This is a genomic window from Lysobacter sp. ISL-50, from assembly GCF_018612875.1.
In the GTDB taxonomy this organism is placed as follows: domain Bacteria; phylum Pseudomonadota; class Gammaproteobacteria; order Xanthomonadales; family Xanthomonadaceae; genus Lysobacter.
Genome location: NZ_JAGGRI010000003.1, coordinates 112,387 through 138,439 on the forward strand (window position 1 = coordinate 112,387; position 26,053 = coordinate 138,439).

General features: G+C 58.2%; 25 protein-coding genes. 6 read left to right on the plus strand and 19 right to left on the minus strand.

The window, feature by feature from the left end; all coding sequences use genetic code 11:
* The 12 genes from J7J50_RS02060 to J7J50_RS02120 form a co-directional block, all read right to left on the minus strand.
* On the minus strand, positions 1–702 hold the full coding sequence (locus J7J50_RS02060; RefSeq protein ID WP_215063195.1) for a hypothetical protein: 702 nt from the start codon (positions 700–702) through the stop codon (positions 1–3).
* Between the two features lie 292 nt (positions 703–994).
* Positions 995–1,630 (minus strand): DUF416 family protein, encoded by a 636-nt coding sequence (locus J7J50_RS02065; protein WP_215063192.1) that lies wholly within the window; start codon positions 1,628–1,630, stop codon positions 995–997.
* 24 nt (positions 1,631–1,654) lie between these two features.
* Positions 1,655–2,467, minus strand: a complete 813-nt coding sequence (locus J7J50_RS02070; RefSeq protein ID WP_343222420.1) for a DUF416 family protein — start codon at positions 2,465–2,467, stop codon at positions 1,655–1,657.
* Positions 2,468–2,619: 152 nt separating this feature from the next.
* Positions 2,620–2,946: a hypothetical protein gene (locus tag J7J50_RS02080; protein ID WP_215063185.1), complete on the minus strand. Its 327-nt coding sequence runs from the start codon at positions 2,944–2,946 to the stop codon at positions 2,620–2,622.
* On the minus strand, positions 2,940–3,560 hold the full coding sequence (locus tag J7J50_RS02085) for a hypothetical protein (protein WP_215063183.1): 621 nt from the start codon (positions 3,558–3,560) through the stop codon (positions 2,940–2,942). Before J7J50_RS02085 ends, J7J50_RS02080 begins: the two co-directional genes overlap by 7 nt.
* A gap of 98 nt (positions 3,561–3,658) precedes the next feature.
* Entirely contained in the window at positions 3,659–5,011 is a 1,353-nt protein-coding gene (locus tag J7J50_RS02090) for an XVIPCD domain-containing protein (RefSeq protein ID WP_215063181.1), read from the minus strand.
* Complete coding sequence (locus J7J50_RS02095; protein ID WP_215063179.1) at positions 5,008–5,550, minus strand: hypothetical protein; 543 nt, start codon at positions 5,548–5,550, stop codon at positions 5,008–5,010. The genes J7J50_RS02090 and J7J50_RS02095 overlap by 4 nt, the downstream gene beginning before the upstream one ends.
* A 140-nt stretch (positions 5,551–5,690) precedes the next feature.
* On the minus strand, positions 5,691–6,224 hold the full coding sequence (locus J7J50_RS02100) for a hypothetical protein (protein WP_215063173.1): 534 nt from the start codon (positions 6,222–6,224) through the stop codon (positions 5,691–5,693).
* A 66-nt stretch (positions 6,225–6,290) separates the two neighbouring features.
* A complete protein-coding gene (locus J7J50_RS02105) occupies positions 6,291–6,800 on the minus strand; it encodes a DUF4189 domain-containing protein (RefSeq protein WP_215063172.1) in 510 nt (169 codons plus the stop codon).
* Positions 6,801–6,821: 21 nt separating this feature from the next.
* Positions 6,822–7,934 (minus strand): type IV secretion system protein, encoded by a 1,113-nt coding sequence (locus J7J50_RS02110; protein WP_215063171.1) that lies wholly within the window; start codon positions 7,932–7,934, stop codon positions 6,822–6,824.
* Between the two features lie 34 nt (positions 7,935–7,968).
* Positions 7,969–8,709, minus strand: a complete 741-nt coding sequence (locus tag J7J50_RS02115; RefSeq protein ID WP_215063170.1) for a hypothetical protein — start codon at positions 8,707–8,709, stop codon at positions 7,969–7,971.
* 99 nt (positions 8,710–8,808) lie between these two features.
* The gene (locus J7J50_RS02120) at positions 8,809–9,444 is read right to left on the minus strand and encodes a LuxR C-terminal-related transcriptional regulator (protein WP_215063169.1); all 636 of its coding nucleotides are present in this window, start codon (positions 9,442–9,444) and stop codon (positions 8,809–8,811) included.
* 485 nt (positions 9,445–9,929) lie between these two features.
* Between J7J50_RS02120 and J7J50_RS02125 the strand changes: the two genes are divergently transcribed.
* The 3 genes from J7J50_RS02125 (at position 9,930) to J7J50_RS02135 (ending at position 13,586) form a co-directional block, all read left to right on the plus strand.
* A complete protein-coding gene (locus J7J50_RS02125; RefSeq protein WP_215063168.1) occupies positions 9,930–10,343 on the plus strand; it encodes a helix-turn-helix transcriptional regulator in 414 nt (137 codons plus the stop codon).
* 34 nt (positions 10,344–10,377) lie between these two features.
* Entirely contained in the window at positions 10,378–11,763 is a 1,386-nt protein-coding gene (locus J7J50_RS02130) for a DUF1963 domain-containing protein (RefSeq protein ID WP_215063166.1), read from the plus strand.
* Between the two features lie 767 nt (positions 11,764–12,530).
* Positions 12,531–13,586 carry a DUF3800 domain-containing protein gene (locus J7J50_RS02135; RefSeq protein WP_215063164.1) on the plus strand — a complete coding sequence of 352 codons (1,056 nt, stop codon included), beginning with the start codon at positions 12,531–12,533 and terminating at the stop codon, positions 13,584–13,586.
* A gap of 76 nt (positions 13,587–13,662) precedes the next feature.
* Here the strand turns inward: J7J50_RS02135 and J7J50_RS02140 are convergent, their stop codons facing one another.
* Positions 13,663–14,028 carry a helix-turn-helix domain-containing protein gene (locus tag J7J50_RS02140; protein WP_215063162.1) on the minus strand — a complete coding sequence of 122 codons (366 nt, stop codon included), beginning with the start codon at positions 14,026–14,028 and terminating at the stop codon, positions 13,663–13,665.
* Between the two features lie 351 nt (positions 14,029–14,379).
* Between J7J50_RS02140 and J7J50_RS02150 the strand changes: the two genes are divergently transcribed.
* On the plus strand, positions 14,380–15,582 hold the full coding sequence (locus J7J50_RS02150) for a nucleoside triphosphate pyrophosphohydrolase family protein (protein WP_215063158.1): 1,203 nt from the start codon (positions 14,380–14,382) through the stop codon (positions 15,580–15,582).
* On the plus strand, positions 15,579–16,250 hold the full coding sequence (locus J7J50_RS02155) for a uracil-DNA glycosylase (protein WP_215063156.1): 672 nt from the start codon (positions 15,579–15,581) through the stop codon (positions 16,248–16,250). Before J7J50_RS02150 ends, J7J50_RS02155 begins: the two co-directional genes overlap by 4 nt.
* Here J7J50_RS02155 and J7J50_RS02160 read toward each other — a convergent pair.
* The 6 genes from J7J50_RS02160 to J7J50_RS02185 form a co-directional block, all read right to left on the minus strand.
* Positions 16,247–17,056 (minus strand): hypothetical protein, encoded by an 810-nt coding sequence (locus J7J50_RS02160; RefSeq protein ID WP_215063154.1) that lies wholly within the window; start codon positions 17,054–17,056, stop codon positions 16,247–16,249. The two genes, J7J50_RS02155 and J7J50_RS02160, sit on opposite strands and share 4 nt — an antisense overlap.
* Before the next feature lie 3 nt (positions 17,057–17,059).
* Complete coding sequence (locus J7J50_RS02165) at positions 17,060–17,692, minus strand: C1 family peptidase (RefSeq protein WP_215063152.1); 633 nt, start codon at positions 17,690–17,692, stop codon at positions 17,060–17,062.
* On the minus strand, positions 17,689–18,696 hold the full coding sequence (locus J7J50_RS02170) for an ImmA/IrrE family metallo-endopeptidase (protein ID WP_215063150.1): 1,008 nt from the start codon (positions 18,694–18,696) through the stop codon (positions 17,689–17,691). Before J7J50_RS02170 ends, J7J50_RS02165 begins: the two co-directional genes overlap by 4 nt.
* Before the next feature lie 3 nt (positions 18,697–18,699).
* Positions 18,700–19,062 (minus strand): helix-turn-helix transcriptional regulator, encoded by a 363-nt coding sequence (locus J7J50_RS02175; RefSeq protein ID WP_215063148.1) that lies wholly within the window; start codon positions 19,060–19,062, stop codon positions 18,700–18,702.
* A complete protein-coding gene (locus J7J50_RS02180) occupies positions 19,055–19,336 on the minus strand; it encodes a hypothetical protein (RefSeq protein WP_215063146.1) in 282 nt (93 codons plus the stop codon). Before J7J50_RS02180 ends, J7J50_RS02175 begins: the two co-directional genes overlap by 8 nt.
* A 616-nt stretch (positions 19,337–19,952) precedes the next feature.
* On the minus strand, positions 19,953–20,609 hold the full coding sequence (locus J7J50_RS02185) for a response regulator transcription factor (RefSeq protein WP_215063144.1): 657 nt from the start codon (positions 20,607–20,609) through the stop codon (positions 19,953–19,955).
* Between the two features lie 551 nt (positions 20,610–21,160).
* Here J7J50_RS02185 and J7J50_RS02190 point away from each other — a divergent pair.
* Entirely contained in the window at positions 21,161–26,023 is a 4,863-nt protein-coding gene (locus J7J50_RS02190) for an RHS repeat-associated core domain-containing protein (RefSeq protein ID WP_215063142.1), read from the plus strand.
* Positions 26,024–26,053 lie beyond the last annotated feature (30 nt).

Below are 26,053 nucleotides of genomic sequence, written 5' to 3' on the forward strand. Positions count from 1 at the left end.
TTATGGGCAGTATTCAGGTTGCAGGTAGGGGGAAATTGTTACGCCATCCCGTGTGTACTGGGTGGGTGGATCGAACGTCGCTTTATCCGTGTAGCGATAGGAGCGTAGTTTTCCTTGGGTGTCCACGACAAACAGGTCCAGGTGGGTCGGATTGGCCCCAGCCGCAACGAGCTTGTCAGCGGTATCCCAATCGTTCTTTGAAGGATGTCGATTGATCTGCTCGATGGTCGGATGGCCTCCGTAGACACTCACCGGATGGTTGTGAATCATCCCAACGATCTGAGCTGGCGCAATGCCCTCGAACTGCAGGTCCAGCGATGCCGTGTCACCGCCTGCCGCACGCGAGCTGATCCGCAGCGAGCCCCACTTGTCTCGATAGATGACTTGCAGGTACTCCTTGTTGTTCCAGTCCAGTTGCTTGATCTCACGGAGGTACTGAGCAGCCAGTTGGTCGGTGTACGCACTCTGGCTAAAATCGTCCGGTGCCTGACACAGCGGCACGCCTGGATCACTGGAGCCACCGCCGCCGGTGTCAGTGTAGTAATAGCCGTCGGTCACGTCATAAGTGAACGGATCATTCCATATGTAGGTGTAACCGATGTAGTCGCTGAATGAAGGCGCGAATACAGAGTAGGTCCCCCAATCATGCGTGTTGATGCCGCCCGCAATCAGCTCCATCTCTTCCTGTGACAGTTGTTGCATTTTTATGGTCCTTTGCTTTGGTCAGGTGCAGTACCCGTGCTGAGCTCGCTCGCTTGTTGGGTGATCAGGCCTGCAACGCAGATCGAATAGCCCGGGCGATTTGTGTATCAGTTCAACCTCGGCCGCCTCAGTTGCGACCCAATCCTCCCGGCTTCTTCGGCATCAAAAGATTCGTCGTAATGGTTAGGCGCGAGGTTCCGCGTTGAGGTGAGCCCTGAGCGGCGTGGCCGGTGACAGCGCGCCGATGTCGATTCCAGTCCGGGCAGTGGCGGCGATTCGATTGGCAGTAAGGTCATATCGCGGCCTTAACGTGCGCAGACAGTTGTGCCGCTTGCGAATTCGCAACGTAGGGCCGTACTAAAGTAAGACTCGGGGGGCTTTCTTCAGATTCGCGCTGTAAGGTTCTTACCAGTGCGGCGTCGCGTTCCTGTCCCGCTTGCTCGAGCCGAGCCAAACAATTCGATTGGCGCGCTATTTCGGCGTCTATCAATCGTGCCTGGTTGAGGCGTTCTGGCTCGGGTAGCGCGTCGTCCGGTACTAGCGTCGCGAGTGTCCAGAGCGCGCTGTCGGACGAGTCAATCACGTCCTCAAGCGACGGTGCCTCGACGCAGCCAAGGAGATGGGTTACCGCCATGCATGCGTCGGCGGCCCCGTGTGCATAGAGCGCGTTTCGGTCTATCCAGTCCGGCGACTGGCGGCTGCAGGGAGCAATGTGTTGCTCCGCCGCTCCAAGTTCGCCCGTAGCGGCGAATGCCCACGCCACGTCAAGCGCGTCTTTGAGGACTGCGACACTGCCCCGGTTGGCCTTTGCTCGATAGATCAGATAATTCGATACCATCGGTTCACAGCAGAACGCCATAAAGGTCACGCGTTTCCAACACGGTGCGTCGTGCAGCATCTGCGCGATCATTGAGCTGAGGCGTTTCATAGGCGGGGCTCCATGCCTTGCGATTTAGACCGCGCGATTCATCGCGTCGGAAGTTGTCGGTCTGCGCGAGGTTCCGGCCCCGGCGCGTTGAAGGCTTGCTTTAGTACGCATGGCCCTCTTGCGTAAACCAGCGACGACCTTGCTTCGATCCGCATCCGGTGCTGCCGACAAGCGCTCCAGACACCGAACTTGTCGCGCCTGCTCCGATCGAACACGCCGTTCGCGATCCCACAACTGCTCGGCGGTGATCGGCAACTGGTTGCGGTCTTGAATCTCGATGGAGTAGATAGCCGCGTCGCTCACGTCCAGTGCATCCGACAGGGTTGGAGAGCGCATCGAAACTAAAGTGTGGTGGATGCCGAAACATGCTTCGTCCGCCGATCGCGCGTAGGGTTTCGATCCGTGCAGCCACCCTGGCTTCTGCTGTCGGCTAAGTGATATGACGTGCCGAGACTTGGGGAACGCGATGTCGGCGCGAGCGACACCCCAAATCAAGTCCAAGCCCTCGCGGAGCAGTTGAGGTGACCCTAGGCCGGTGTCGTTGTGATAGATCAGGTAGTTCTGCAACATCGGCTCGCAGCACCACGCCATGAACGCGACGCGCCTCCAGCCAGAATCGGGTCCGAGATGCCGACAAATTAGGGGTTCTACATGGACCATGATGTGCGACCAAAGAAATAGAGTGTGGGTACTTGGCGTTTCAGCCCGCCGGCCCCCATTGGCCGGCGGGTTCCTGCCTCCACCGCCGTTAGCGCTCAACCGGCCGGGGGCGGGCGCGGTGAGCGACGTTCTTTCCCCGCTTCGCACGGCACGGGATCTTCGCTTGCCGGGAGTCATCCAGAAGCTCCGAGCGAAGAATCAGTACGTCGCGAGGGGCGGTGAGTCCGAAGCGAACATCGCCGTTGCGCACTCGGAACACGCGGACTTCGATATCCTCTTCAATCTTGATTGCCTCACAGGGCTTTCTCGTTAGAACGAGCATGCGGCCGTTACTCACGAATGGGGAACAGCGGGCCGTAGGCATAGCTGGCTTCGCGAAGCTGGGACTCGGGAACAGATCGGCGGAGCATTTCTTCCAGATCGGACGGGGTCATGTAACGCACGATGCATTCCGATTCTCGGTTATAAGTCGGCGCCCAGACTTCCGTGGTCACGCCGTGACTGATGTGGTGAAGGCGAGCGCGGGCGCTTGCGGCGGCGATACAAGTGTCTCGGCTCGCGAACGGAACATGGTCGGTCGAGCCGTTGACCGATACCCGCCAGTCCAGCGTGCCTAGATGCACGGCTTCAAAGATCACGACAGTGCCGGTTACCACCCTTCGTACTCCTTCAAAATCCCAACCTTCCGAGCAAAACCTTCGCCCACCCACTGCGGGTGGTAGCTACGCCCCAGCATCTGATCCGGGTGCAGGAACAATCCACGCGCCTGACGCTCTTCGATGCTGGCGAATCCCGGCAACACCGCCCAGAACGTGGCGTCGATGATTTCGTGGCTCGGCAAGGTCAGCCACGCGTGCAAGCTGAGCCGCGCGCCCGGCGCGATGCCGGTGCGAAGCATCTGCTCCAGTCCTTCGATCGAGGTGTGGCAAAGTCGTTGCCCGTCCTGATGGACAAAGCCCAGCGTGTACGCCAGTGGGGCGCGGAACTCGGTCTCCAGAACATCACGGACCAAGCTCAACAATCCGAAGCGCTGGGTCCGCACCACATCCTCGCTCAGGTGGCCCAATGCGCGAGACAGGTGACGCCGCACGGCGTCGATGGTGTGAGCCGTGGCATAGCGGACCGGTTGCGGGTCAAAGCGCGGGGGCCGCAGTCCCCAGTCGTAAGAGCGCCCGCGCGCGATCGCGAACTTGGTTTCGTAGAGGCCGGCAATACGGTTGAGGCCGGCAGCTCGGGAAGGAAAAAACCGACGAAGCCAAGGTGGCAGCATCCAATGCATAGTCGGTGGGAACAAAGATCGGGACACAAAGCGCTCCTGGCCGCCCCTTGCGGGGCGGTGCGGCTGAGGTCAGGTTGAAGGAAAGTTGCTTAGACGGTGCGAGCCGATTGGGCTCGGGTCTGCTCTTGGCTTTGCTGATCTTGCGTCAGCGACTGCTGCTGATTGACGGCAGCCAGCTGCTGGAAGGATTTCTCGACGGGGATCTGGGCCGCGACCTCGGTGTTGACCTGAGCGCGCTTGTGCGCAGGGTCAGTCAGTTCGCCCTGCACGGCGAAAAGGTCCGTGCCGGTCGGCGTGCTGCGGCCTGCGACAACATGGTTGATCTGCTCCAGCCCCGCTTGCCGCGAGTTCACCAATAGCGCCGCTGTCGTGCGCTCGGCGGTCTCGTTCAGCGGAAGCCCCTGTTGGGCGAATTCACGCTCAATACCGGCATGGAGCGTGCTATGCATCGAGTGGTTCGGATGGTCTGGATTGCGCGGATCGATTGCGCGCTGCTCCGACGCAGGCAGCGCGCCGTGCGCGTCCTTGAAAGGGCTCTCTGCCGGTCTATCGGGAAGGAGCCTGCCGATCTCGTCAGCGATGCCCTGAGCACCGCGGATGCTTGAAGCGCCGACAGAGACCCCGCCGCGGATATTCTCGATGTCCCCGCGGTACTTATCGAACATCGGCCTGTGCTGATCGGCGAGTTCGCGTGCGTGCGGCTGCGACAGTATCGATCGGTCTCGCTGGCCATTTCCATCAACATCGAGAAAGTGATGCATCCGGTGGGAGTCCCCGCCTGTGACCGCCGCCTTGACCGGATTTCTGATGTCCCACTGACTGCCGTTGTCCTCGTAACCCGCCGCCCTCATTACATTCAGTTCGACGGGCTCCGCGTACATGTGCACTTTTCCAAAGTGCTTGCTCGCTGCGCTGACTACGTCACCGGCCATCACGTGGTTGACGATCTGATTACCGCCTTCGGGGATGTTAAGGCCCAAGCTAACGGCGCCGTAGGGGTTAAAGGCCTCCCCGTTGAGGTTGAGCTTCGCTGCGGTGATCTGCGTAAGGCAGCCGCCGAGGGAGTGCCCGGTTACGGTGACCTGCGGTTCCCGGCCGCTTAACTTTGCTTGGTCTTGGGCCAGCTCGATGGCTTCTTTCGTAAACTCAAGCGCATCGGCTGCTTGAGCGTTGGCACGCTTTGCGACCATTCCGCCATCGGCGAACACGCCGTCCTTAAAAGGCTGGGTATCGAACTCGCTACCGCGATGGGCAACAATGATTTCTTTGGAATCGACGCGCTGGTAAATCGTGCCTTGGTAGCCCGATGGTTTATCAACATGGGCAAGGATGTTGTACTCGACCCCCCCAAGGACAACAGTTTGCTCTTTGGGGTTGCTGAGGTCGGGACTACGATATGCATCTTGCGCGAGGTTTGCATATTGCTGCGTCGTAGTGCTCATGGGGCTACCTTCCTGGCCGCGATTGTTATGCTGAACAAATCGCTCCGCAGCGATTCCTTGAATTCATCCGGACTAGCCAACCCATGATCGGGATAGCCATCGACTCTTTGTTGCTTCGGGTAAAGACCTCGCCAGTGGTATGACGTCTTCTGCGGATTCGTCTCGATGTCATCCGCGTACATTCGGGCGAAAAACTGGGTGTCGGATTTAGCGTCTGAGGCTTGGAAACGGATCGTCGAAGCTGTTGCCTTGATGCGACATAGTCCATGGCCGAAATAGTCATCGTTAAGCACTCCGTCCATCGAAACGCGGCCTTCATAGGTGTTGCTTTTGATCTTTTTCAGGGCAATCGGAAGGAAGATCGAAGTCGGAGTCGTCTGGACCCCGGAAAAGAAGTCGGCAGGAGGAAGGCAGTCCATGTTGGTGATGTCGTATTGCATCACTCCCTTAACCACAAGAAATGGCCCTGGGGCTTTATCGACGGTAATGGTCAAATCGAAAACTTGAGCGGGGGTCGGATTCTGTTTGTACTCGGGCATCTTAATTTCCGATCTATTTGAACATCCACTCGTAGCGAGCATTGCGCAGACAAGTGTTGCAGTAAGTGTGGTCAGTCGCTTGCTCACTTCATTTCGTCCATGCATTGGCGCCGGTAGAGCGCGTTAAAGAGTTGCGTCCGCTAGAGCCGCGCTTCGCAGGCAGGGGCAAGATCGCGTAGGAGCTCGACTTCACTCATCAACGCCCTACGTGCATAAATGAATGCAGTCGAATAGGCACAAGACACCGTTAGCACAACGGCGTAAACAGGGATCACTTCTGGGTAGGTATAAGCCAGGCTGAGAGATAGCAGTGTCAGTCCTTGCATGACCACTAAAGTCCAGGAGCCGATAGCGCCGACGGTTAGACCGCGAGCGCGGCGACGAACCGGCACTAGCTCTTCAAGCCGAGTGTTGCCCCATCGGACAAATAGATACTGATAAAGTGCCACCACCAGGCGGGTCCGGAGAAGCGCAAACCACACGTGGCCCCCCAAGGAAGCTGCGGCGGCAAGCCATGACACGACTAACATCTCGCTCACCCGAAACTTCACCGCAATCATCAGAGTTACAATCGACATAACCATTGCGGCGGGCGCGGCGATAGCCAATCCATCAATTGATTTACCATCGCCGAGCCACACGCGATGATCCGGGTTTAGCGCTTTGACTTCCATGGCGGGTCTCTATGTGCGTTGAAAACGTGCCAAATTATCGTTGTTGATGCTTGGTTCGTAATCGGATTAATGTATGAGCATTGGGGGTGAGCAGTCCGTATAAAAGATTTCACACTTTTCACCTCCCTTGGCCTCACAGCTCTCCAACGCCAAACGCTCGCTTTCATACTCGTTAGCTGCGGCGATGATCGAGCCAGACCTCCTCCCCGTAACCTCTTTGGGGCCAGCTATCGAGGCACATTGATTCGCGTAAGTCAGCGCGATTCGGCAGTTCGTGCCGCCTTCCTTTTTGCAGCGGTCAGTGGCCTCCTTTCGGGCGGTACGCTCCGATTTAGCTTTCACTGTCACGCCAGTTGATCCTGTTTCATGGTCCATCGCGATCGCTCCCCACGTTTCGCGCCACTTGGGACCGGTCTGCTGCTCACGGGTCTGGGGAATTGGGACGCAGTTCCCCGGATGGCCAGGATTGGTATAGCGGTAGAACCCGGGGGGGCAGTCGCCCTCTGCTAATGCCACGTTTGGGGCACAGAGCGGGAGCAGGAACAGGCCAATGGAAACGAGGCGGGCGATCGTCATATGTGATGCTCCTTAGCTAAATCAAGCGGGTCGGATCTTATTGGGGTTGAAACCTTCGCTGTCTTGAACCGTACCGTGATGCGCTCGCGGCGGGGGGGCGCTTCCGACACCGGGTCCTGGATAGTGCGAACTGCCCGCCGGCGGTGATGCTGAGGAGCCGCCACCGCTCCCGCCGATTGGACCAGCAATCGTCGAGTACGGATTGAAGTTCGCGAGGAGACCCCTGAACAACATCGCTGCCGCTGGCGGCGCGCCCATAATGAGAGTCGTGAGGACTAGTCCCAGGATTCCTTGCATCTGCACGACGCCATTAATACCTTCGGATGCGGTACCCATGCCGAGCAGTCGTGATAGTCCTTCGGCCGCCCAGAACCCTCCAGCGAGCGCGAGCGTTATATCCATAGCAAGCGTAACTGCGACGCTTAGAAAGGCCATCGCCATCAACGATCCTAGAAGGGAGTTCAGCCAGCCTTTGAACAGTCCTTCCGTTTGCTTGAAAATAAGGCAAAGGACGAAGAAGGGGCCAACTCCGAGCAGCATCGCGATCACGAACTTGTTCAGGATCAGGAGGCACCCGCCGACTACTGCTGGGCCTCCCACGCCGAGTCCGGCAATCAGACTGGCTTGATCGCGCTTCTTGAGCGCAACTGGGTTATCGCCTACGTCGAGCATGTCAATACTGCTGATTGCTAGCTGCATCAAGGCGAGGGCTTCGTCGATGTCATCGTAGACAGTGGTCTTGTCGTCGCCGGTGATCGCGTAGTTGATGACCTGACTGACGCCATCCGTCAACGACTTATAGATTGACGCTTGAAAGTTGGCGGCGGCGCCGCAGATCATTACGATCAGAACAATCTTAGTAGCTTCAACTTTCAGAGCCGCCATCGAACCGTGCGACTGCCCGGTCACGCGCAGGAAGCCCTGGTAAAAAATCCACAGCGTCACCAGCGGGGTGACACCTACAGCGACCAACGTTCCGACGCGCCGCAGTAGATTGCGCGAGTACTCGGTGATTTCGCCATCGAGAAAATCTTTGAACAGCGCGAAGAACCCGAGGCTGTCGATGCCATCGGGGATGCCAGCTCGCAACAGATGAAGGCTGCCCGTAAGACCGCCCGAGAACAAATCAAACATGTCGAAAATTCCGTTTAAGTAGTTCTGCCACTAATCAACGTTCGCGCCGCTTAGCCACTTCGAAGGCTGCCTTCAGCGCAGCCGCTCGCATGCCGCCTTGTGCGAGCTTCTTGAGGTCGATCTTGCTACCAGTTTGCTCGCCCTCAATAACTGCCTGTGCGGCTTTCGAATGTTCCTGTTCCAGCACTCGCACCTGACCGCCGTAAGCTTCCAGTATGTTTTGTGCGTTCTGCAGATCCACCTGAGTTCGAGCTTGGAATGACAACAAACGGTTGTTGTTCGCCTGAAGACGTCCGGCTTCGTCCGGCTTGATGCCGGCTCTTTCCTTGTAGACGTCCTTCAACTCGCCCTCGCGAGCCTCGGTCAGCTCTTGGAGATCGACCATGGCGTTGAATTGTCGGTTCTGGGTTTGCACCAGCGCCGTGCATAGTTCCTTCTGCTTCGGCCCCGGATTCTTGATGTCTGTGCAGCGCTCCATGACGCCGTAGCCCAACGGGCGCCGATCCAGCTTGACCTTCACGCCGTCACGGCCGACGTATGACATGCCATTGACAAGTTGCTGATTGAACTGCTTTTGCAGCTCCTTGTACTGATCGTTGAGCTTGTCATAGGAGCGCTTCATTTCCTGAAGCTGCTTCATACTCTCCACAGTGTTCTTTGGATCGTTCACGATCATCTGTGCGCCAGCCTGGTTGGCCCACAAGCCGACCGTCAACGCTACCGAGATTGCAGCCCCCCTGACGGAGCAACGATTGACTCTGCTGCGATTCTTCATACTGACTCCACGTCCTTTTTGTGAATGCTGAGATGGATCTGGCGACCGGCCTCGCCGCCTTTGTCATTGGCGTCACGCGACAGTCCATTGCGGAAGGCCTTACTCATCCATCAGGTAGTCCAGTCCGTTCGCGTAGAGATATGCCGTGAGCCCAGCGTCTTCGGTGACACTCAACTTCTCCCTCGCTGAGCACTTGTGCGCTGATACCGTCTTCTTCTTCATCTCGAACCGCGAGCAGATTTTGGCCATCGGCCAGCCCCTGCATAACGCTATAACCACATCGCTTTCTCGAACCGTTAGGTCCCACCAGTCGCTACTAAGGTTGTTTGTTGTGTCCAGCGTTTCATCAATGAATCGATCACCGCGGATCGCGTTAGCAATCGCCCACTTCAGCCAAATGGTCGGACTAGTCTTAAAGACGTAGCCATGAACAGCATGGAAGATCAGTTCTTGTGCGAGATGTGGGCTCTTATAGCGGGTGTGAACAATCACCCTTGCGAACGGAGCGCTTCGTCTCAACTCCTTTACCAGATCGAGCCGCCGGTACCGTCCCGGCAGCAGCAGCTCCGTCACAATGATGGCGCTGGCGTACTCCGGATGAAGTGCGATCTCCAGAAGCTGATCCCCCGTTGCGCACTGCCAAACATCTTCGGGCGGCGATCCAAATTGCGACTTGATCAGTTCGGATACCAGCAGCCGCATCGACGTTTCGTCGTCTGCAACGATGTACTTCATGAAAAATTCCTTTTCTTGAGAGCTTCGGCCTCCGGCCTGGGGTACGACGCAGGTAGTGTTGCCCGGCGCTCGCGTGAATGTCGATACGGGAAAAATCCAAGAAGTCCGAGCCTTTGCACTAAGTGACAAAGCCTCGGCGTAGCTAAATGCTGATTGGATGGCTTAAATTTAGGCTTTTCGTGCGTTTCGATGACGCAAAGCAGGATGTGACTAAACGCACATTTTCGTGCTCTGTAGGATTTTTCTGACCCGCCATCGAGCCGCAATCTGATGGGGATGGGATGGCTCACTTCGTCGCGGGGATGTGTGATTTTTGTTCTATTTAGTAAGCGCATTGGTTGCAGCACCGGTCCAATCGTGTAGCCGCATACGGCGACTATTCACGATATAAGTCAATAAGATCAATATCTTATAGTCTTAGGTGAGGAATCACCGGGTGAGGGCTGCCGAGGTATTCACACACGCTTCTCTCTAGCTTCTTGGATATGTCCAAGAAGTCCTTCACATCGAAGTCACGGGCGCCCGCGAAGCGGGCGACAGCAGCTGCGCCGAAAGTACGGGCGCCCACGAAGCGAGAGACGCCTGCTGCGCCGAAAGTACGGGCTGCCGCGAAGCGGGCGAAGGCTGTCGCATCCAAGCGCCGCAAAGAGCCGGATGAACTGCTTAAGATGATTGGCGCCCAAATTAGAGAGGTGCGGAGGGAGCGGGGGCTAAGCGGCGACCATTTGGCGCATGCGATCCCTTTAGACCGAGCTCACCTGGGGCTAATCGAAACCGGAAAGATCGCGCCGAACGTCAAGACGCTGGTGAAGATCGCGGCGGCCCTGGAATGCGAAGTGGGCGACCTCATCCCTTACGTCGAGGATCTGCTGCCCCACGCCGATTGGCTGGAGGAGTAAGCTGTCGCCCATCAAGGACTGATGCGAGTGCCCCATGTCCAGCCCTCTTATTCCTGGCCCGGCCTACGCTGACCCGGAGCAGTTTGTCGACGCGTTACATCGCGACCCGCACAGACTCGCGGAACTGGATGAGTTCTTGTGGTCCCACCGCAAGCCGGGAATTCTGCTCCGCCGACCCTATCCCCCAATCCATGGGTGCGGGATTCGGAGCCGCCAGGGCGGTTTGCCGGCGCTACCAGCATCGTTCGATTGGCCTTACGGGGTGAACTACGGCCAGCGGATGGCGATGCACTTCCTCGCGCAGATCGACTGCGCCGAACTGCCCCGAATCGACCCACGACTTCCCGCAGAGGGAGTGCTGTTCTTCTTCGCGGTGAACGCGGAGGAGCAGATTTGGGATAGAGAACAGCCGCACAACAGCATCCGCGTGCATTACGCACCCAATGTTCCGCATGACACCCCGTTACGCGCACCGCCGGACGATATCGAACCGATGCTCGGCGCCGAGGTCACCGATGACTATCCGTGGCCAGATTGGCGACTTCCCGGTGAGCCGGGCCCTACCGTACATCCGGCATGGCCATTGCTGGCCTGTCGCATGGACACATGGCCCGACTATGAGTCCCTAGAAACTGAGCCGCCGCGCGTAGGCGATTACTACGCGCGCAGGGTGGCTGAGTTGCGTGTTGGGTCGGTGGTCGGCGCAGCGGGTGTGCCAACAAAGTTCGACTGGCTTCCTCAGTGGGAGGTTCCCGTGGGGGCTGGCAAAGCGTTTCCGAGAGCTCACTTGGGGCTGGATGATGACTTTCCGCAAGCGGGAGTGATTGTTGACCGAATCGCGCGAGCCGTTGGACGACATCGCACCAGCCGACGTGGCATCAGCCTTCCGGGTGACGATGTATTGGGATGGGTACATCGTGCCGCTGAGATCGGTTGGGACCAAGTGCCCTCAGATAAGGACAGAAGCGAGTTCCGGGCCTGGCTGCTCGGGCTGGTTGGAGCAGAGGACGAGGATGGCATCTCACGCTACTACCTGGGACGAATCATCACCGCGGGCATCCGCCACACTATCGCGCTCGCTGGCGGATCGGCGAGCATTGCGGAATTGATACCGGACGCGCTGTACCGCGACCTAGAAGCGGCTCACCTGCCCATTGAGCAAAGCCGACACTCTCATCCTGTCGGCGGACACAACTGGCGGTTGCGAGCGCGAATTAATCAGATGCTTGGCCACCCCGAACTACTGCACGGATACGTGCCCAGGCCTCGGAGCGAGATGCTGTGCTTGCTTCAACTCGCAAACGACTACTCCATTGATTTCCAGTTCGGCGACGGCGGCCAGGCCACGTTCTGGATAGACGGGGACGATCTGTTGCACCGTCGTTTTGACAAGGTCATTGGGATTGTGGAGTCGCACTAGCGCCAATAGCGGGATCGGGTTTAACTTGCGCTAATCAGGGAGGAACTTCCGTGTCGCCTGAAATTCTCTTCGGAATTGGTGTCGTAGCGATCGCGCTCGTTGCGTTAGGGGCAAGAATTTTTTCCAAGCGCAGGCCTACCGATAATATTTTTAGGTGCTCACGCTGCAAAGGGGTTTCGCGTCACAACGCCCGCACCATTGAAGCTTGGCGCAACAGTAAGACAAAATTCTACTGTCCGAGCTGTCATGCGAAATGGCTTCAATCTCAACCGCCCCGGGAGCGGAATCAGCACGCCGGATCGGTGCGTGGCTCTGGCTGCCTTGGGGTCTTGACGCTGGTCGCATTGCTTCCATTCGGGTTTGTCATTGTTCTTTCGTTTTCTCAATGATCCTGATCCGCTGTTAGGAGTTGCGATGAAAGAAACAACGAAGCAGGACTGCCCACTATGTGCAACATCTGCAGTGTTCTATCTAGTGGATTACGACAAATGCAAATATTTCAACTGCACGGCTTGTGGCCTCTTCCAGATTTCATTACGGGGAGAGCGAGTTCTTAGCGGAGCGCCGCAACAGTGGCGAGACGAATTTGCCATTAAGGCGCGGGCGGCTCCTGAGGACCATGCCCTGGTCATCCGGGTGCCGACAGTTCCGCCTGGGGTGGAGGGCGCACGCCCAGCGCTGGAGGGTAAATATGTCGCTATGTCAGATTTGCCATAGGGATAGGTAGACTGTGATCCAGTTATAGGCAATCAATCATCAAGCGCGAGATGGAATACTTCCACATCGATGAAAGCGGCTTCACCGGCTACGACCTGTTGAACCCCGAGCAGCGGTTTCAGGGTACGAGTGCCGTTTCTATATCGGATGACGAAGCGGCGCGCCTGATCAAGGAATTCTTTCCTCGACTACAAGCGCCTGAGTTGAAATACCAGTCGCTCGCCCGACGGCAAAGTTATCGAAAGCCGCTCATTGAACTTCAGTGCATAGTTCTCTCGCAGTTCAAATGCACTACCTGCGTGGCGGACAAGCGCTTTCTTTTGATCTTGATGTTCCTAGATTACGCCGTCGAGCCGTTCTACTTTAAGCGACAGATGGATTTTTACGAAGACGGACAGAACTTCTCGCTTGCGTCGCTGCTCTGGAGGGTTGGGACGACCCTTTTCGGACCTGGCGCATTCGATCAGATCCTCGCGGCATTTCAGCGGGCGACCAAGGAAAAGTCGCCACCAGCCCTTAGGACGCTTGTTGAGGCAGTTCGGGCAGCGGACTGGAATCAGCTTCGCGAGGCGCTTGGGCCTCTAGCGCTGGCAGCTCCTGAGTGCCTCGGAGCGATAGCCACGCCTGGCGTCTCGACTGACGCCGCCTTGGTGCTCCTACAGGCTTTAATTACGCGCATGGAAGTTCAGTCTGGTGGGCCATATGAAGCTCGCCACGATCAATCAGAGAACCTCCGCAGGTATCATGAGTTGCTGCGGCGTTACATCGACCACAAAGAAAACGCTGAATTCATACACAGCAAAATTGCTCGCCTCAGGTTCCCACTCAAGCTGACGTCAGTCGTCCAGGTTGATTCGAAGACCAGTCCGGCGGTGCAAATCGCAGATGTCTTGGTTGGGGCGGCAGTTGAGGCGGTAAACACATTGACCGGTCAGCGCCAAGGTGTGCTGGATCCTGGTGAGGTGCTGTCGCTTTATGCCGCGGACCAACTCATTCACTACCTGCCCTCGAGTGACTTCGCCGAACAGAAGTGTCTCCGATCCGGATCGCAGGCAAGCGAAATGATTGACTATTTCACGCGGCATTTTGGCGACGGCGCCACATAACCAATCGAAGGTTATCCAAGCTTGAGAAGGAAGCGCCGACGAAACCTGGGCGATTCAAGAAGCTCACCATGGCCCTTCAGTCGTCCTTCTTATGTGCGCAATGTGCGGCGACACTCAAGACCATTTCCTGGATTGCAGTCACGAGCCTTGCAACGGCCGGTTCGCTGCCAGGTAGGCTGGCAACCAGTTCATCCAGCAAGCTCCCGGCACGCGTTGGCGGAGGATTTCCCGTGGTCGCTGGAATCTGCAAGTATGTGCATATTTTTTGCACATTTTCCGACACCGTGGCCATTTGGCCGCGCTCCAGTTTTGAGAGCTGCCCGGCATCCACGCCGGTATGCGTCGCCACGAATACTAACGTATAGCCCTTATTTTTCCGGGCCGAGCGCATCCGCGCTCCAAGCCGTGTCGCATCGTCAGGAGTCTTGAACCGTTCGGCCATATGTGCTAAATATTTGCATATTATTTGCAAGCTGGCTACATATGGCGGTCTACGTTGATTCAGAAGCGATTCGCTGGAGGGGCCGCGAGTGGTGCCACATGGTCGCCGACACTCTGGAGGAGCTCCATGACTTCGCAGCCCGCCTCGGTTTGCAGCGACGTTGGTTTCAAGATCGCGGTCGCTACCCCCACTACGATGTCACTGTAGCCGTACGCTCTAGGGCGTTGCGAATAGGGGCGATTGACGCCGACCGCGCGACTTTGATTGCCTGCTGTAAGCGGGTTCGCTTCGAGCTGAGCCGTCGCACTTAGGCCGTGTTGCCGTAGAGCCCATCTTCCCGAAGGACTGCAGATGACACCTGCACTGCCCCAGCCTCAGCCGCTCTCGCTGCCCGAGTACCTGTTGAAGGCACGGCGAACCAACCGATTCGAGAACAATCCGGAGGAGTTCGACAACCTTCGCTTCGGCTACTTTGGAGAGATCGGCGGACTGCTGGCGGCGGTCAAGAAATCTGGTCGGGACCAACTCACGGAACCGCAAAGCGCCCTGGCGGCCGAGGAGCTCGGCGACGCCCTGTGGTACCTGGTCAGTACCGCCCATCTGCTTGGCGTTTCCGCTGACGACCTGGGTGAACACTGCCTCCGGCGGCTGCGGCAACGCTTCGGTGATAATGACCGTCCCGCGGTGTTGCCAGTCACCTTCCGGCAGATCGACGCCCTGCTCGACACTTATAGGGAAGGCTGGGGCCTAGATCGGATCCAGCAGTTGGGAACCCTAGCCCATTCGGCCGGAAACATGGCCAGCATCACGATCACGAAATTCGAGGCAATGAGCCCTCCTGCGTTGCGCGAGCACTTTGGAATTCTGTTCGCGGAATGGGCTATTACGTGTGGGTGTTTCGATCTGCGCACAGAAGACATCGCGCGGAGCAACCTGGACAAGATTTCCAGCCGTTGGCCGGGTGACGAAAAGGTGTATCCGGCCTTCTTTGATTCCGACAAGCGCTTCCCGGAGTACGAGCAGTTTCCCCGCACGTTCGACATCGAGTTCATCGAACGCGACGGCTATGTCGTGCAGAGCCTCAAAGGCGTGTTCATCGGCGATCGGCTGACGGATAACAGCAATGAGGAGGACCACTACCGGTTCCACGATGTCTTCCACCTCGCGTACATTGCCTACCTTGGATGGTCGCCGGTCATCAGGGGCCTTCTGAAGCGTAAGCGGAAGTCAGATCCGCGCATTGATGAGAACGAGGATGGCGCTCGGGCCATGATCATCGAAGAAGGCATTGCGACTTGGATCTTCAATCACGCCCGGCGGTTTGGCTTGTATGAGAACATCGAGGTTGGCAAGCTGGATTACAGTCTGCTCAAGCAGATCCAGAACATGATCGAAGGCTATGAGGTCGAAAGTTGCAAGCTCTGGCAATGGGAACTGGCGATCCTCAAGGGCTTCGAGGTGTTTCGTCTGCTGCGACAGCATCGTGGTGGAATAGTCACCATTGACATGAATCAGCATGCGCTGACTTTCCGCCCGCACCCGGCTCAACCATGACTCCCGCTGCTTTTGTAAAGGCGCTGGCTGCATTCAGCCTGGACAACGTCTTCAATCCCTACGCGGACGTGTGCGCTGTGCACGATCGCGCCGATGCCGCCGAGTCGCGTCGACGTAACCTGCGCACATACTTGGCCGCGTCCGCCGACATCGGCGTGGACACGATCTGGATGGGCCGGGATCTGGGTTATCGGGGTGGACGACGCACGGGGCTGGCGCTGACCGACGAGTACCACTTGCCGGAAATTGCGAAGCGGTATCCAGGGTGCCAGTCACGCCAGGCTACACGCGGACCCGCCGTTGCGGAGCGAACCGCCGCTGAGATCTGGGCGGTGCTTCGGGTGATCGACACGCCCCCGCTGCTGTGGAATGTCTTCCCTTTCCATCCGCATGAGCCTAACAACCCGTTCAGTAACCGACGTTTCACGGCGCGAGAACTCGACCAGGTTGACGAGCTTAACAACGCGCTCATTGCTTGGCTGAATATCCGTCAGATTGTTGCGATCGGACAGGATGCGGCGCAGTACGCGCGGCGGTTCGGCGTGAAGGTGATCACCATTAGGCATCCGAGCTATGGAGGCGTCAGAGAGTTCAGAGAAGGGATGCAGCAACTGTATAAGCTGCCCGACAGTGCCGTGAGACGGGCAACGCAGGCTACGCTCATCTAGGCTGTTGTGAGCAGTACGCGCGTGAGGAGCGCATTGGTGGCTGCTACGCCACCGAATGCCTCCACGTCGAGATGCGCCAAGGTGCTGACGCAGGTCAGCACGCCCGGCGTATGTCCGGACTCGGTTGCCACGAACGACTGCAGTTGGCTCAAGCCGATCAGGTTCCCTACCGCACGACGTCCATAATGATGGGACCGATAGACGGCCGTGAGGTCAATCGCCTCGCGTGCGCGGTCGAGTTTGAAACTGAGATGGCTTAGACAAGGGATGTTAGTGGCGCGTCCGCCGTCGCTTGTAGGTCCGTAGATTGGCAGCTCTCCGCCGATCTCGTTGTCCAGCACATCGGCCACCTCATGCAGGCCCAGTTCGTAGGCGGCCTGATATTTGGTCCCCGCCCTGGTCCTTTGAAACTTGGTGACGATGACCTCAAGCGGATTGATCGTCTCTCTGGTCCGCGGGTGGGTCCGCTCCATCATGCGCATCGCGTACGTCCCCCAAGTTCCCGGCTTCTTGCCTTTTTTCATGGCCGCGAAAAATTGTCCATAGAAGTCGGGGCGCCCGTGACGCAAATACATCCGTTGTGGAAAGATGGTCGCAGCAACGGTGTACACCCCGATTCCGTCATCCGTCTTGCGAAGCTCTGCGTCGACGGCATTGATGGCCGCGACGTCGTCTGCGGTGAGCGTCGACGGAGATGTGATCTCGAGAACGAAGTTCCGGTCGGTGCGCCCTGGCGCCGCGGCCAAACTGCCAACAGCGCTCAACCATGCGGGAACTATCCTCTCCGAACAAAACAGCTTAGCCATGTGTCAGGCTCCAAAAGCGCAGAGTGCATGCTCGCGAACATACGTTACCGATATCCAGGCAACCCCATACTGACCCCAGCCGCGTCCCCAGCTGTTACGAATCAGAAAATGTGCTTCGCCGTCTTTCCAGCCGAGACCAACGATGGCGACCGCATGCAGGACCACTGGCATGAGGGCCGCGGCTTCGAACGTGACTACGCCATCGACAGGCATGTAGAAGCTTTCGGTGAGTCGTAGGCCGATCCCTACCGGCCGATGCTCACACAGCATCGCGCAGATGACTCCGGCATCCAAAGGCAGCATAGCGACGCCACCGCCATGCAGGTCAAAGGTGCTGGGCGGAGCAGGCACTGGCGCGACAGGCTCTACAGCTTGGTAGGGAAAATCCGATTCCACCGGCTGTCCATTGGACGTCGCGCGCAATGCGGCATCCAAGGGAACGCCGGTTCCAGGCAACCACGAGGGAACGAGGCAGGCGGCGCCCTGATAGGCGTACTCCGGACTGAGAGCTTCAACGCCGGTTGCGGCGTCGAGATTCAATTCAGCCAAGGCGAACGCAATGCAGGTCGGCCGAAGCCCTTGATCGCGTGCGGGGAACCTGGCTTGCGCAAGAATGACCTCTTCCTTGATCGTCACGCGGTCGGACTCTCCCGGAGCAGCTGCTGTTTGGCGATGCTTGTCAGCCCGGGGGCAATGTTCTCGAACGAGGTCCTGGCCTCAAAGGTGTTCGCCGGCGTTTCCTTCGCCCATGGTCGTACTTCTTCCATCGCAAGCACGGCGGGGCTGTCGTTGACTCCGGCCGTGTCATGCGCAAGCAGGAACTCAGCGGTGGTGGGGCCGCCAAACACGGAGTCGGTTGAGATCCCCTCTTTGCTTGACGCACGAGTCGGCCGGATCTGAAAACCTTCCGAAGCCAGTTCGTCCAGCGCCCAGAGGTAACCCGCACTCGCGTGGCTGCTAAAGCGCACGACTATCCGGTCCTCCGCGCGAGGTTCCAACACGCTGTCGCGATCGCGCTCATCCAGCAGCCAGACCTCCTTGCGCGCATCGAACGCCTGGCCGGCAAGCAGCTCTTCTTTGATGGCCAAAGGCTGGACGTTGATCAACCGCTTCACCTCGGCAGGCGCCATCAGTTTGTGGCGGGCCAAAGACCACGCCGCCGCCGTATAGCTGATGCCAAGCCGGAGCGACAGCTGATAGAGGAGCCGCGGGTCCGCCAGCGATTGCATGGTCCAGCCCTTGCGGCGCATCACGTGCGCCAGCAATGCCCGAGGGACCATGAGCTGGTAGGCAAACCAGTCCGCTTCCAGCTCATGGCGAGCCGCTTGAGGCCCATAGTCTAATGAATCGTCCGCAGTGGAGTCATGGCCCATAAAGTAGTGGCCCAACTCGTGGGCGCAGGTCATATGGATCAGTCCAGCGGATCGCTCGGAGTTGATCAGTATCCCGGACGCATCGTCCCGGATGAACGCACCTAGGAGCTTGTCCAGCGGCCTCAGTAGCACCGGCACGCGCTCTTTGCCCGCAATAAGGAAGGGGTCCACGCGCGTGTAGCCTTCTTGCTCGACGCGCCCCTTAGCCCCCGAGTCGCGATATACCTCGGACGCGCGACGTGCGGCAGCCATGATCAGAGGGAGCATTCCTTACTCCTTTCGCGTCACCTTGGGTGATTGCTTCAAAAACTCGGCGAACCGGGCCACTTCGTCTAGATCACGTTCCGATAAGCCTTTGATGGCGCGCGCCAGGAACGCTAGCTGTTCGGGTGCCTTCGGGGCCGGCTCCCTCCCCGTCAACAAAGATTCCATGGTCCGTCGATAGAGGCGAGCCAAGATGTTGAGCTCGGTGGATTCGACCTTGCGGGCCCCCGACTCAATCTTCGTGACGGCAGGACGGGAAATTCCTAAAGCCCCAGCGACGTCTTCCTGGGTCAGGCCGACGTATTCCCGCGCCAACCGCAGTCGTTCGGCCATCTCAGCGCGCTGATCGCCCTTCTCCGAACTAGTCATGGGGGTGCTCTGTAATGTAGTCGAGAACTTGGCAGGTCAGCAGCTCAACAAACTGCTCTTTCGACTCGTACCCGCCCCTGCGAATCACGACCTCTGCCGGAATGCTTCGACCCAGCAGCGTGTCGAGCTGCAACAGCGCCTCCACCGCCGTAAGGGAGTCCAGCGGTGCACCCAGCAGGCCAGAGGTGTCCCGCGGGTCTTCACCGAGTTCAATCGCCATCTCCTCCCAGAACTGGCCCAGAACCGCCTCTATCTCCGCCTTCCTGTCGTTCATCACGTCTCCGCAGAAAATCGCACGTTATGTTCTAAAAACGTACCACGTCGCGGAAGTGAAGGGAACCTGGACGGTTGAGTGTTCCGACAGACGGCCCTGGCTGAGGGCGAGCTGGGACTAGTCGTGGTCAGAAAGTGCGAGCGGCCGAGGCGGATTCTGACCTCAGGCCGGTCGACGCCAACGCCGTTGTCTGGCGGCCTGGGGCCGACTGAGGCCGTCGGGGGCCGCTCGCGGCCGACACGTGCCGGGACACGGCGACGCAGGTCAACCTGCAAGCCGACCCCGGCCGTCCGACCGCAGGGACATGCAGGGCCGTACAGGGACACCAGGGGATCAAGAGAGTTAGCCCCCAGTTGCCGTGGGCGCGCCAGTTTCCAGCGGTGAACCCTCTCCGCTCTCCGCACGCCCCTCCGAAAGCCCCAGTCCTGGCGGCCTTCCGCGATGGGCGTTTGGTTTTGACCTTTGGGCCAAACCGCCGAAACGGTTCGTTTTCCCCTCTCTCCACCCCATTTTTCTCCGGTCGGTTGGTCCTGAGACCAAACGCTCGTTTGCGCAAAGCGCCAAAAACAAGGTGGATTTCGCCGGCCCTATTTTCTACGTTGGATTCGGACTTAGGTTATCCGCCGCGATTCGAACGATCTGCCTCGGCATCGCCGGGGTGCGGAATTAGGCCCCAGACCATCGCCAGTCGCACGAGTGCGATGTCACTTCTCACCCGCAGCCTAGCCATCACCTTCGTCCGCACGGTGCGAACGGTCGATTCGGTCAGCGCAAGCTCCAGGGCGATATCGCTTGTGCGCTTACCTTGCACCATTAGCCGCGCCACCTCCAATTGCCGGGCGCTGAGATAGTCGAACGGCGAGGCCTCAAACAATAGTCTGACTCCCAGCGCGTCATCCAGAAATCGGCGTCCGGCAGCCACCTCGCGCACCGCGCGGATGACAGCAGCTCCGTCCTGCGCTTTCGATACGTAACCACTCGCACCAGCCGCCAGCAAACTGCGAGGCACTGCTCCGCGTTCAATGACCGACACAATGAGGATCTTCATCTCGGGGTCGCGCACCAGCAACCGGCGCGTGACCTCCAGCCCGTCCCACTCCGGCAGGTGGAAGTCGCACAGCACCACATCGGGCTTGCACTCCGAAATCGCAGCGAGCGCATCCTTGCCGTTCGATGCTTCTCCTACCACGCGCACATCGTTCTGCGTCTCCAGCGCTCCTCTCAAGCCCAGTCGCACCAAAGGATGGTCGTCGATTACAAATACTCGAATCATCTTCTTCCTCGGGAATCATCCGCCGAGGACAGACTTAGCCAATACAAGCCGGCCGCTATCAACATAATCATTTGTAATTTGCGATTCGCCGACGCCAATGTCGGCTAATGGCATTTATCGATAGACAAACGCCTAGGCTGGTGGATCGAAATACCAAGTAAAAGTCAGATTTTGCTTACTCTCAGCCCTTGCCTTAGCTGCTAGCGTGGAGCCCCACCGACGCACCCAAAGTACACTTCGGGCGAGCAAGGAGGGCTATGTCACATTCACGAAATTTAGCTACAGACCGAACAAGAAGCACCGAGGCTTTCGCAGTCTCTTCGAACGAGATAACCTTCGGCGAAACTGGCCATCAGGATGGCCTGGACGCTCAAGCACTCTTCTGGCGCCCCGCACTTAGACATGGACAGTTGTATGCCCACACTGAAGCTACTGGCCTCTCAGCCGGCACGAGCGGTCGTCGATTTTCTCCGCAATCCTCACCTCCCCAAGGCGTGGGCATCCGCCCGCGCTGTTCCGCTGTGCCAACAGGAGTAGCACCAAGGAATATCATGAAAAAGAATCGAATATTCGCAGTAGCGCTCAGCGTGCTGGCCGCTTGGTCGGGCCTAGCGATCGCACAAGAACCCATTACGCCATGGAATTGGAAGCTCACCATTTACGATGCCTCCGATCACGAGTTAGAGAACAAGGAGTTCACCAGCCGAAGCGCGGCAGAGCAGTACCTCTGGGCGTCTTCTCCACTGAACGCGACGCTCAAGGAAGTCAAGCTCATTAAAGCGGGCGGATTGGGCGCCGAGTATCGGTATACCGGAACTCGCTCATCGACAACTCCAGGTCCGTATCAGTACAACACATATGTTGAGGAGGGCCTGAAATGGTTTTCCAGTGAATCGGAAGCAGTTACCGCGCGTAAGCAACGCCTCACCTACGCCTGGGGTACAAGCCGGAAAGCTTGCGCCCCAATCTTTGAGGACGAAGAGTGGAGCAACGAACCTAATCCAACTGACTCCCAGAGGAAATATACTAGGGTATATGTATTCAATGAGGACGACCCTACTTGCAGACCCTACTGGGAATTTCCTTACTTCAATACTGAACTGGTTAACAAAAAACGCATTACCTTTCGCGACCACGTCAAAAATCAGGACGGCAATTTCTTTCGTGATCCGCAGCCATTCACGGGTTTGGAGGAGAGCGCACAAATCTTGCACACTGGACCCGCTCGCGACCCGTACGGAAGCAATTACACCCCGGAGCAATGGACCGTATTCAGTCGGCGAACGGCCAAGCTAGTCGGGCAACCCAATCACTGCTCGCCGATCAAGGGCAATCCCTGCGATGTCGCTAGAGGTTCAAAGTATGAAATCGTAACCGACGCGGGCGGGTACGGCCCGCTGGATTTGATTCGCCAGTACGACTCCACCGATGCCGGTGGTTCGTTTGGCCGAGGGTGGCATGGCCCGTTTGACTACAGTTTGATGGTCTCAAACGACGGTAACCAATCCATCGTTCTCACGACCCCAAGTGGCAAACAAGTCGATCTGACGCGATCGTCTGGTTTGATCGACGACGCCCAACGGTATCGCAGCTCGGACAATCGCTCGGCTACCGCGATGAAGTACTACAAAGGGGCTGGCGTGTATGCGGTCCGGGTCGAGTTTCCGGACATGTCGATCGAATTCCGCTACCCCGGCCCAGGTTACAGCGAGAGACCTAGCAGCATCACCTACAACGGCAACCAAGAAGTTCGGCTTAACTACGACACGCTCGGCCGCATCGAGCGCGCGGAGTACCTCGGCCGTTCGGTCAAGTATGTTTACGAGCACACCGATACCGAGCGCCTGCATAAGGTTTCAGCCGCGCTAATGCCGGATGGGCGGCTGATCACCTACGAGTACACGGCCGATGGCAACCTCGACCGCGTGGCGGACGACAGCGGTGAGTTGTTCAAGTACGGCTACAAGGCCGGCACGTCGCTGATCACATCGATTCTGGAAAGTGGCGAGCATCCTCGTGGATACCAGTACGACGATTTACGCCGCCTGATCGGATCGACCAATGGACCGGCCCAGTACGGCTACGCCTATCAGCCCACCCAGACTACCGTGACGTTTCCGAGCGGCCGGGTCGAGGTCACAGACTTTGAGCCCGAGCTCTCGCGACGACCGGTGCGCGAAGAGACCGTGGGCGGCTTGGTCACCTCGACAGCCTATACTTATAGCGGCCCCTACGACATCGTTACCGAGACCGACAACGCCGGTTTGACCACGATCCGGAAATACAACAGCAACTCGGAAACCGTTCAGACCCTGCTGAACAATGCGGTGTTGCGGACTATCCTCACGACATATGAACCCGGAACGTCGCGGCCGACGCGGATTCAGGCCAACGATGGGACGAGCAATCTCACCGCACAGACCGACTACACGTACAACACTCGTCGGCAGTTGACCTCGGTCGTTCGCAAAGATGCGAAGACGGCCGAACAGCGGACGACGACCCTGACCTACTGCGAGGACGCGGACCTGACGGCTCCGGCTTCCACCTGCGCCACGCTGGGGGCCTTGAAGTCCGTAGACGGACCGCGCACCGACGTCGCCGATACGACCGGTTATGACTACTTCGTCAGTGACGCGCCCGGCTGTGCAGTACCCGGTGGCAATTGCTCCTACCGGAAAGGTGATCTGTGGAAAATCAATTTCCCGATGGGTCAGACCCAGGAGTACTTGGCCTACGATGGCGGTGGCCGAACCTTGGGTTCTAAAGACTCCAACGGGGTCGTCACGAACTCGGAGTACGACCCGCGGGGTCGTTTGGCCGCGCAAAAGATTCGCGGTGCGAACGATTCGGTCAAGACCGATGACCGGATCACGCGATTCGAATACACCCCTAGCGGCTCGGTGAAACAGATCACCCTGCCGGATGGGACGTACACCCGGTTCACCTACGACGCCGCGCTGCGGCTGACAGACATCACCGACAACCTGGGTGACGTCATCCACTACACCCTGGACAACGCCGGCAATCGCAAGCAGGAAGACGTCAAGGCCGGGGGCACTACGGTCAGGCGCACCCTGTCGCGCGCCTTCAATGCGTTGGGTCAGTTGGAGGTACTGAAGGACGCGTCCCAGAATGCAACCAGCTTCCGCTACGACCTGGGCGGCAACCCCGACCGGACGACCGACGCCTTGGGGCGCATGACCGATCAGACCTACGATGGGCTAGGTCGTCTCAAGAAGACCCTTCAGGACGTGGGTGGACTGGCCGTCGAGACAAAGCTCGAATATGACCCGTTCGATCGCCTCGCTGGGGTGGTCGATCCTAAAGGATTGTCAACGGCCTACGTCTACAACGGCTTCGGAGATCAGACCAAGCTGACCAGTCCGGATACGGGCGTCACCGATTACACCTATAACGCCGCCGGTCTGCTGGCGACGAAGAAGGATGCTAACGATACCGCGGCGCACACCTATACCTACGATGCGCTCGGGCGCCCTAAGACGGTCTCCTATGGTTCGGGCAGCGCCGATGTCGAGTATGTGTACGACACCGTCAACCCGGCTTGCACGGCAGGCGAAACGTTCGCCTCCGGTCGCGTGACCGCGATGCGGACGGACGGCACGGAGTTGTTGTACTGCTACGATCGCTTCGGCCAAATAGTCCGCAAGACCCAGACGCTAGCAGGCAAGAGTTTCACCCTTCGCCACGCGTACACCAGCACGGGGCAGCTCAAAAACTTGACCTACCCGGATGGAACCGTCGTGGACTATGTTCGCGACGCCAGGGCGCGCATCAAGGAGATCGGCGTTAAGCCCAACGGCAGCGTGCGTTCCGTGTTGCTCACCAGCGCTTCATACGAGCCGTTCGGCCCCGTTAATGGCTGGACTTACGGCAACGGCCGCACCCTAAGTCGGACCTATGACCTGGATTACCGTGCCAAGACCGTGCTCGACAACGCCAGCGGCGGTTTATCGCTGGGCTACGGCTACAACGCGGTCGGCGACTTGACCGAATTGAAAGACGGCCAACAAAGCGCGTTCCAGGCCAAGTATGACTACGACACCCTTGGGCGGTTAAAGGTCACCCGCGATGGCACGACCGACACGGCATTGGAAACCTACGGCTACGATGGGACCGGCAACCGTCTCAGCGTTCTGCAGAGTGCGGTGACGACGGCGTACACCTATCCGGACACCCAGCATCGCCTTACCCGCGTCGGCACCGTCAATCGCACGTACAACGCGGTCGGCAACACGACCAGCATTGGCAGCACGGCCAAGGAGTTCGCCTACAACCCCGATGATCGGCTGAGTCAGGTCAAGCTCAATGGCGTAATCAAGGCGGGCTACCGCTACAACGCCATAGGCGAACGCGTGGCCATCACCAAGCCGGACGGCACGATCGACACGTACACGCTGTACGACGAGGCCGGGAATTGGATCGGTGACTACACGACGGCCGGAATCGCGAAGCAACAGGCGGTTTGGTTAGGCGGCGCACCCGTCGGCGTGTTGGTCGGAAGCGGCACCACTCAGTCGGCGAAATACGTGGAAACCGATCATCTCGGCACACCGCGTGCGGTCATCGACCCCATTCGCAATGTCGCGATCTGGACCTGGAGTGCGAAGGGTGAGGCGTTCGGCAAGGATGTTCCCAACCAGGATCCGGACCTGGATGGCACCGCGTTCGTGTTCAACTTGCGGTTTCCGGGACAGAGGTTCGACGCCGGCAGCGGATTTGTTTACAACTACTATCGCGATTACGACCCAGCCGTAGGCCGGTACCTGCAAAGCGACCCGATTGGCCTGAACGGTGGGGCTAGCACTTACGCCTATGCATTCAATAATTCGAATAGTTTCAAGGATCCATTTGGTCTTCAGCCGCCCGTAATTGACAGACCGGCTCCCGGCACCAGCAGAATCTTCACCCGCAATGAGTTTACAGAGCGCTACGGCCCCTTCAGTTCAGCCGTTAATCGCCAGTTGGATCGCGGCTGTGTCGGCGTTGCTTCAATCTACCAGGGCATGGGATACAACATGCCCGAGAACGCGCCCGGGGCACAGTGCTTCAAAACGCAAGACGAGGCAGAACGCAAGGCTCGCGAGTGCAAGAATAATGTTGTATGGATCAAGCAAGGCGAGTGGCGGTTTGCTGACAAATCGAACATCAAGCCCAATTCGATCAAGGGAGTCTCAAATAATGATTCGAAGAATCCTGCCGAGGCTTTCAACTACGTTACTTGGCTACTCGATGAAGAAGCATACCTAATCATGAACTATCGGGTCGAAGATGTCCCCGCTAACGGGCCTCAGATGATCGAAATTAAGTCATCACAAAATACGCAGATCGCTCCGACCGACGAATATCCTGCGCAAATTTTCTGCACTACCTGCCCAGCACGAACAAGGTGAAGAATTAGACTGTCCACTCGTTAGACAAAA

Coding starts and splice junctions, on each gene's coding strand:
- J7J50_RS02060 (WP_215063195.1), bottom strand. CDS start 702: ATGCAACAACTGTCACAGGAAGAGATGGAGCTGATTGCGGGCGGCATC.
- J7J50_RS02065 (WP_215063192.1), bottom strand. CDS start 1,630: ATGAAACGCCTCAGCTCAATGATCGCGCAGATGCTGCACGACGCACCG.
- J7J50_RS02070 (WP_343222420.1), bottom strand. CDS start 2,467: ATGACTCCCGGCAAGCGAAGATCCCGTGCCGTGCGAAGCGGGGAAAGA.
- J7J50_RS02085 (WP_215063183.1), bottom strand. CDS start 3,560: ATGCTGCCACCTTGGCTTCGTCGGTTTTTTCCTTCCCGAGCTGCCGGC.
- J7J50_RS02090 (WP_215063181.1), bottom strand. CDS start 5,011: ATGAGCACTACGACGCAGCAATATGCAAACCTCGCGCAAGATGCATAT.
- J7J50_RS02095 (WP_215063179.1), bottom strand. CDS start 5,550: ATGCCCGAGTACAAACAGAATCCGACCCCCGCTCAAGTTTTCGATTTG.
- J7J50_RS02100 (WP_215063173.1), bottom strand. CDS start 6,224: ATGGAAGTCAAAGCGCTAAACCCGGATCATCGCGTGTGGCTCGGCGAT.
- J7J50_RS02105 (WP_215063172.1), bottom strand. CDS start 6,800: ATGACGATCGCCCGCCTCGTTTCCATTGGCCTGTTCCTGCTCCCGCTC.
- J7J50_RS02110 (WP_215063171.1), bottom strand. CDS start 7,934: ATGTTTGATTTGTTCTCGGGCGGTCTTACGGGCAGCCTTCATCTGTTG.
- J7J50_RS02115 (WP_215063170.1), bottom strand. CDS start 8,709: ATGAAGAATCGCAGCAGAGTCAATCGTTGCTCCGTCAGGGGGGCTGCA.
- J7J50_RS02120 (WP_215063169.1), bottom strand. CDS start 9,444: ATGAAGTACATCGTTGCAGACGACGAAACGTCGATGCGGCTGCTGGTA.
- J7J50_RS02125 (WP_215063168.1), top strand. CDS start 9,930: ATGTCCAAGAAGTCCTTCACATCGAAGTCACGGGCGCCCGCGAAGCGG.
- J7J50_RS02130 (WP_215063166.1), top strand. CDS start 10,378: ATGTCCAGCCCTCTTATTCCTGGCCCGGCCTACGCTGACCCGGAGCAG.
- J7J50_RS02135 (WP_215063164.1), top strand. CDS start 12,531: ATGGAATACTTCCACATCGATGAAAGCGGCTTCACCGGCTACGACCTG.
- J7J50_RS02140 (WP_215063162.1), bottom strand. CDS start 14,028: ATGGCCGAACGGTTCAAGACTCCTGACGATGCGACACGGCTTGGAGCG.
- J7J50_RS02150 (WP_215063158.1), top strand. CDS start 14,380: ATGACACCTGCACTGCCCCAGCCTCAGCCGCTCTCGCTGCCCGAGTAC.
- J7J50_RS02155 (WP_215063156.1), top strand. CDS start 15,579: ATGACTCCCGCTGCTTTTGTAAAGGCGCTGGCTGCATTCAGCCTGGAC.
- J7J50_RS02160 (WP_215063154.1), bottom strand. CDS start 17,056: ATGGCTAAGCTGTTTTGTTCGGAGAGGATAGTTCCCGCATGGTTGAGC.
- J7J50_RS02170 (WP_215063150.1), bottom strand. CDS start 18,696: ATGCTCCCTCTGATCATGGCTGCCGCACGTCGCGCGTCCGAGGTATAT.
- J7J50_RS02175 (WP_215063148.1), bottom strand. CDS start 19,062: ATGACTAGTTCGGAGAAGGGCGATCAGCGCGCTGAGATGGCCGAACGA.
- J7J50_RS02180 (WP_215063146.1), bottom strand. CDS start 19,336: ATGAACGACAGGAAGGCGGAGATAGAGGCGGTTCTGGGCCAGTTCTGG.
- J7J50_RS02185 (WP_215063144.1), bottom strand. CDS start 20,609: ATGATTCGAGTATTTGTAATCGACGACCATCCTTTGGTGCGACTGGGC.
- J7J50_RS02190 (WP_215063142.1), top strand. CDS start 21,161: ATGAAAAAGAATCGAATATTCGCAGTAGCGCTCAGCGTGCTGGCCGCT.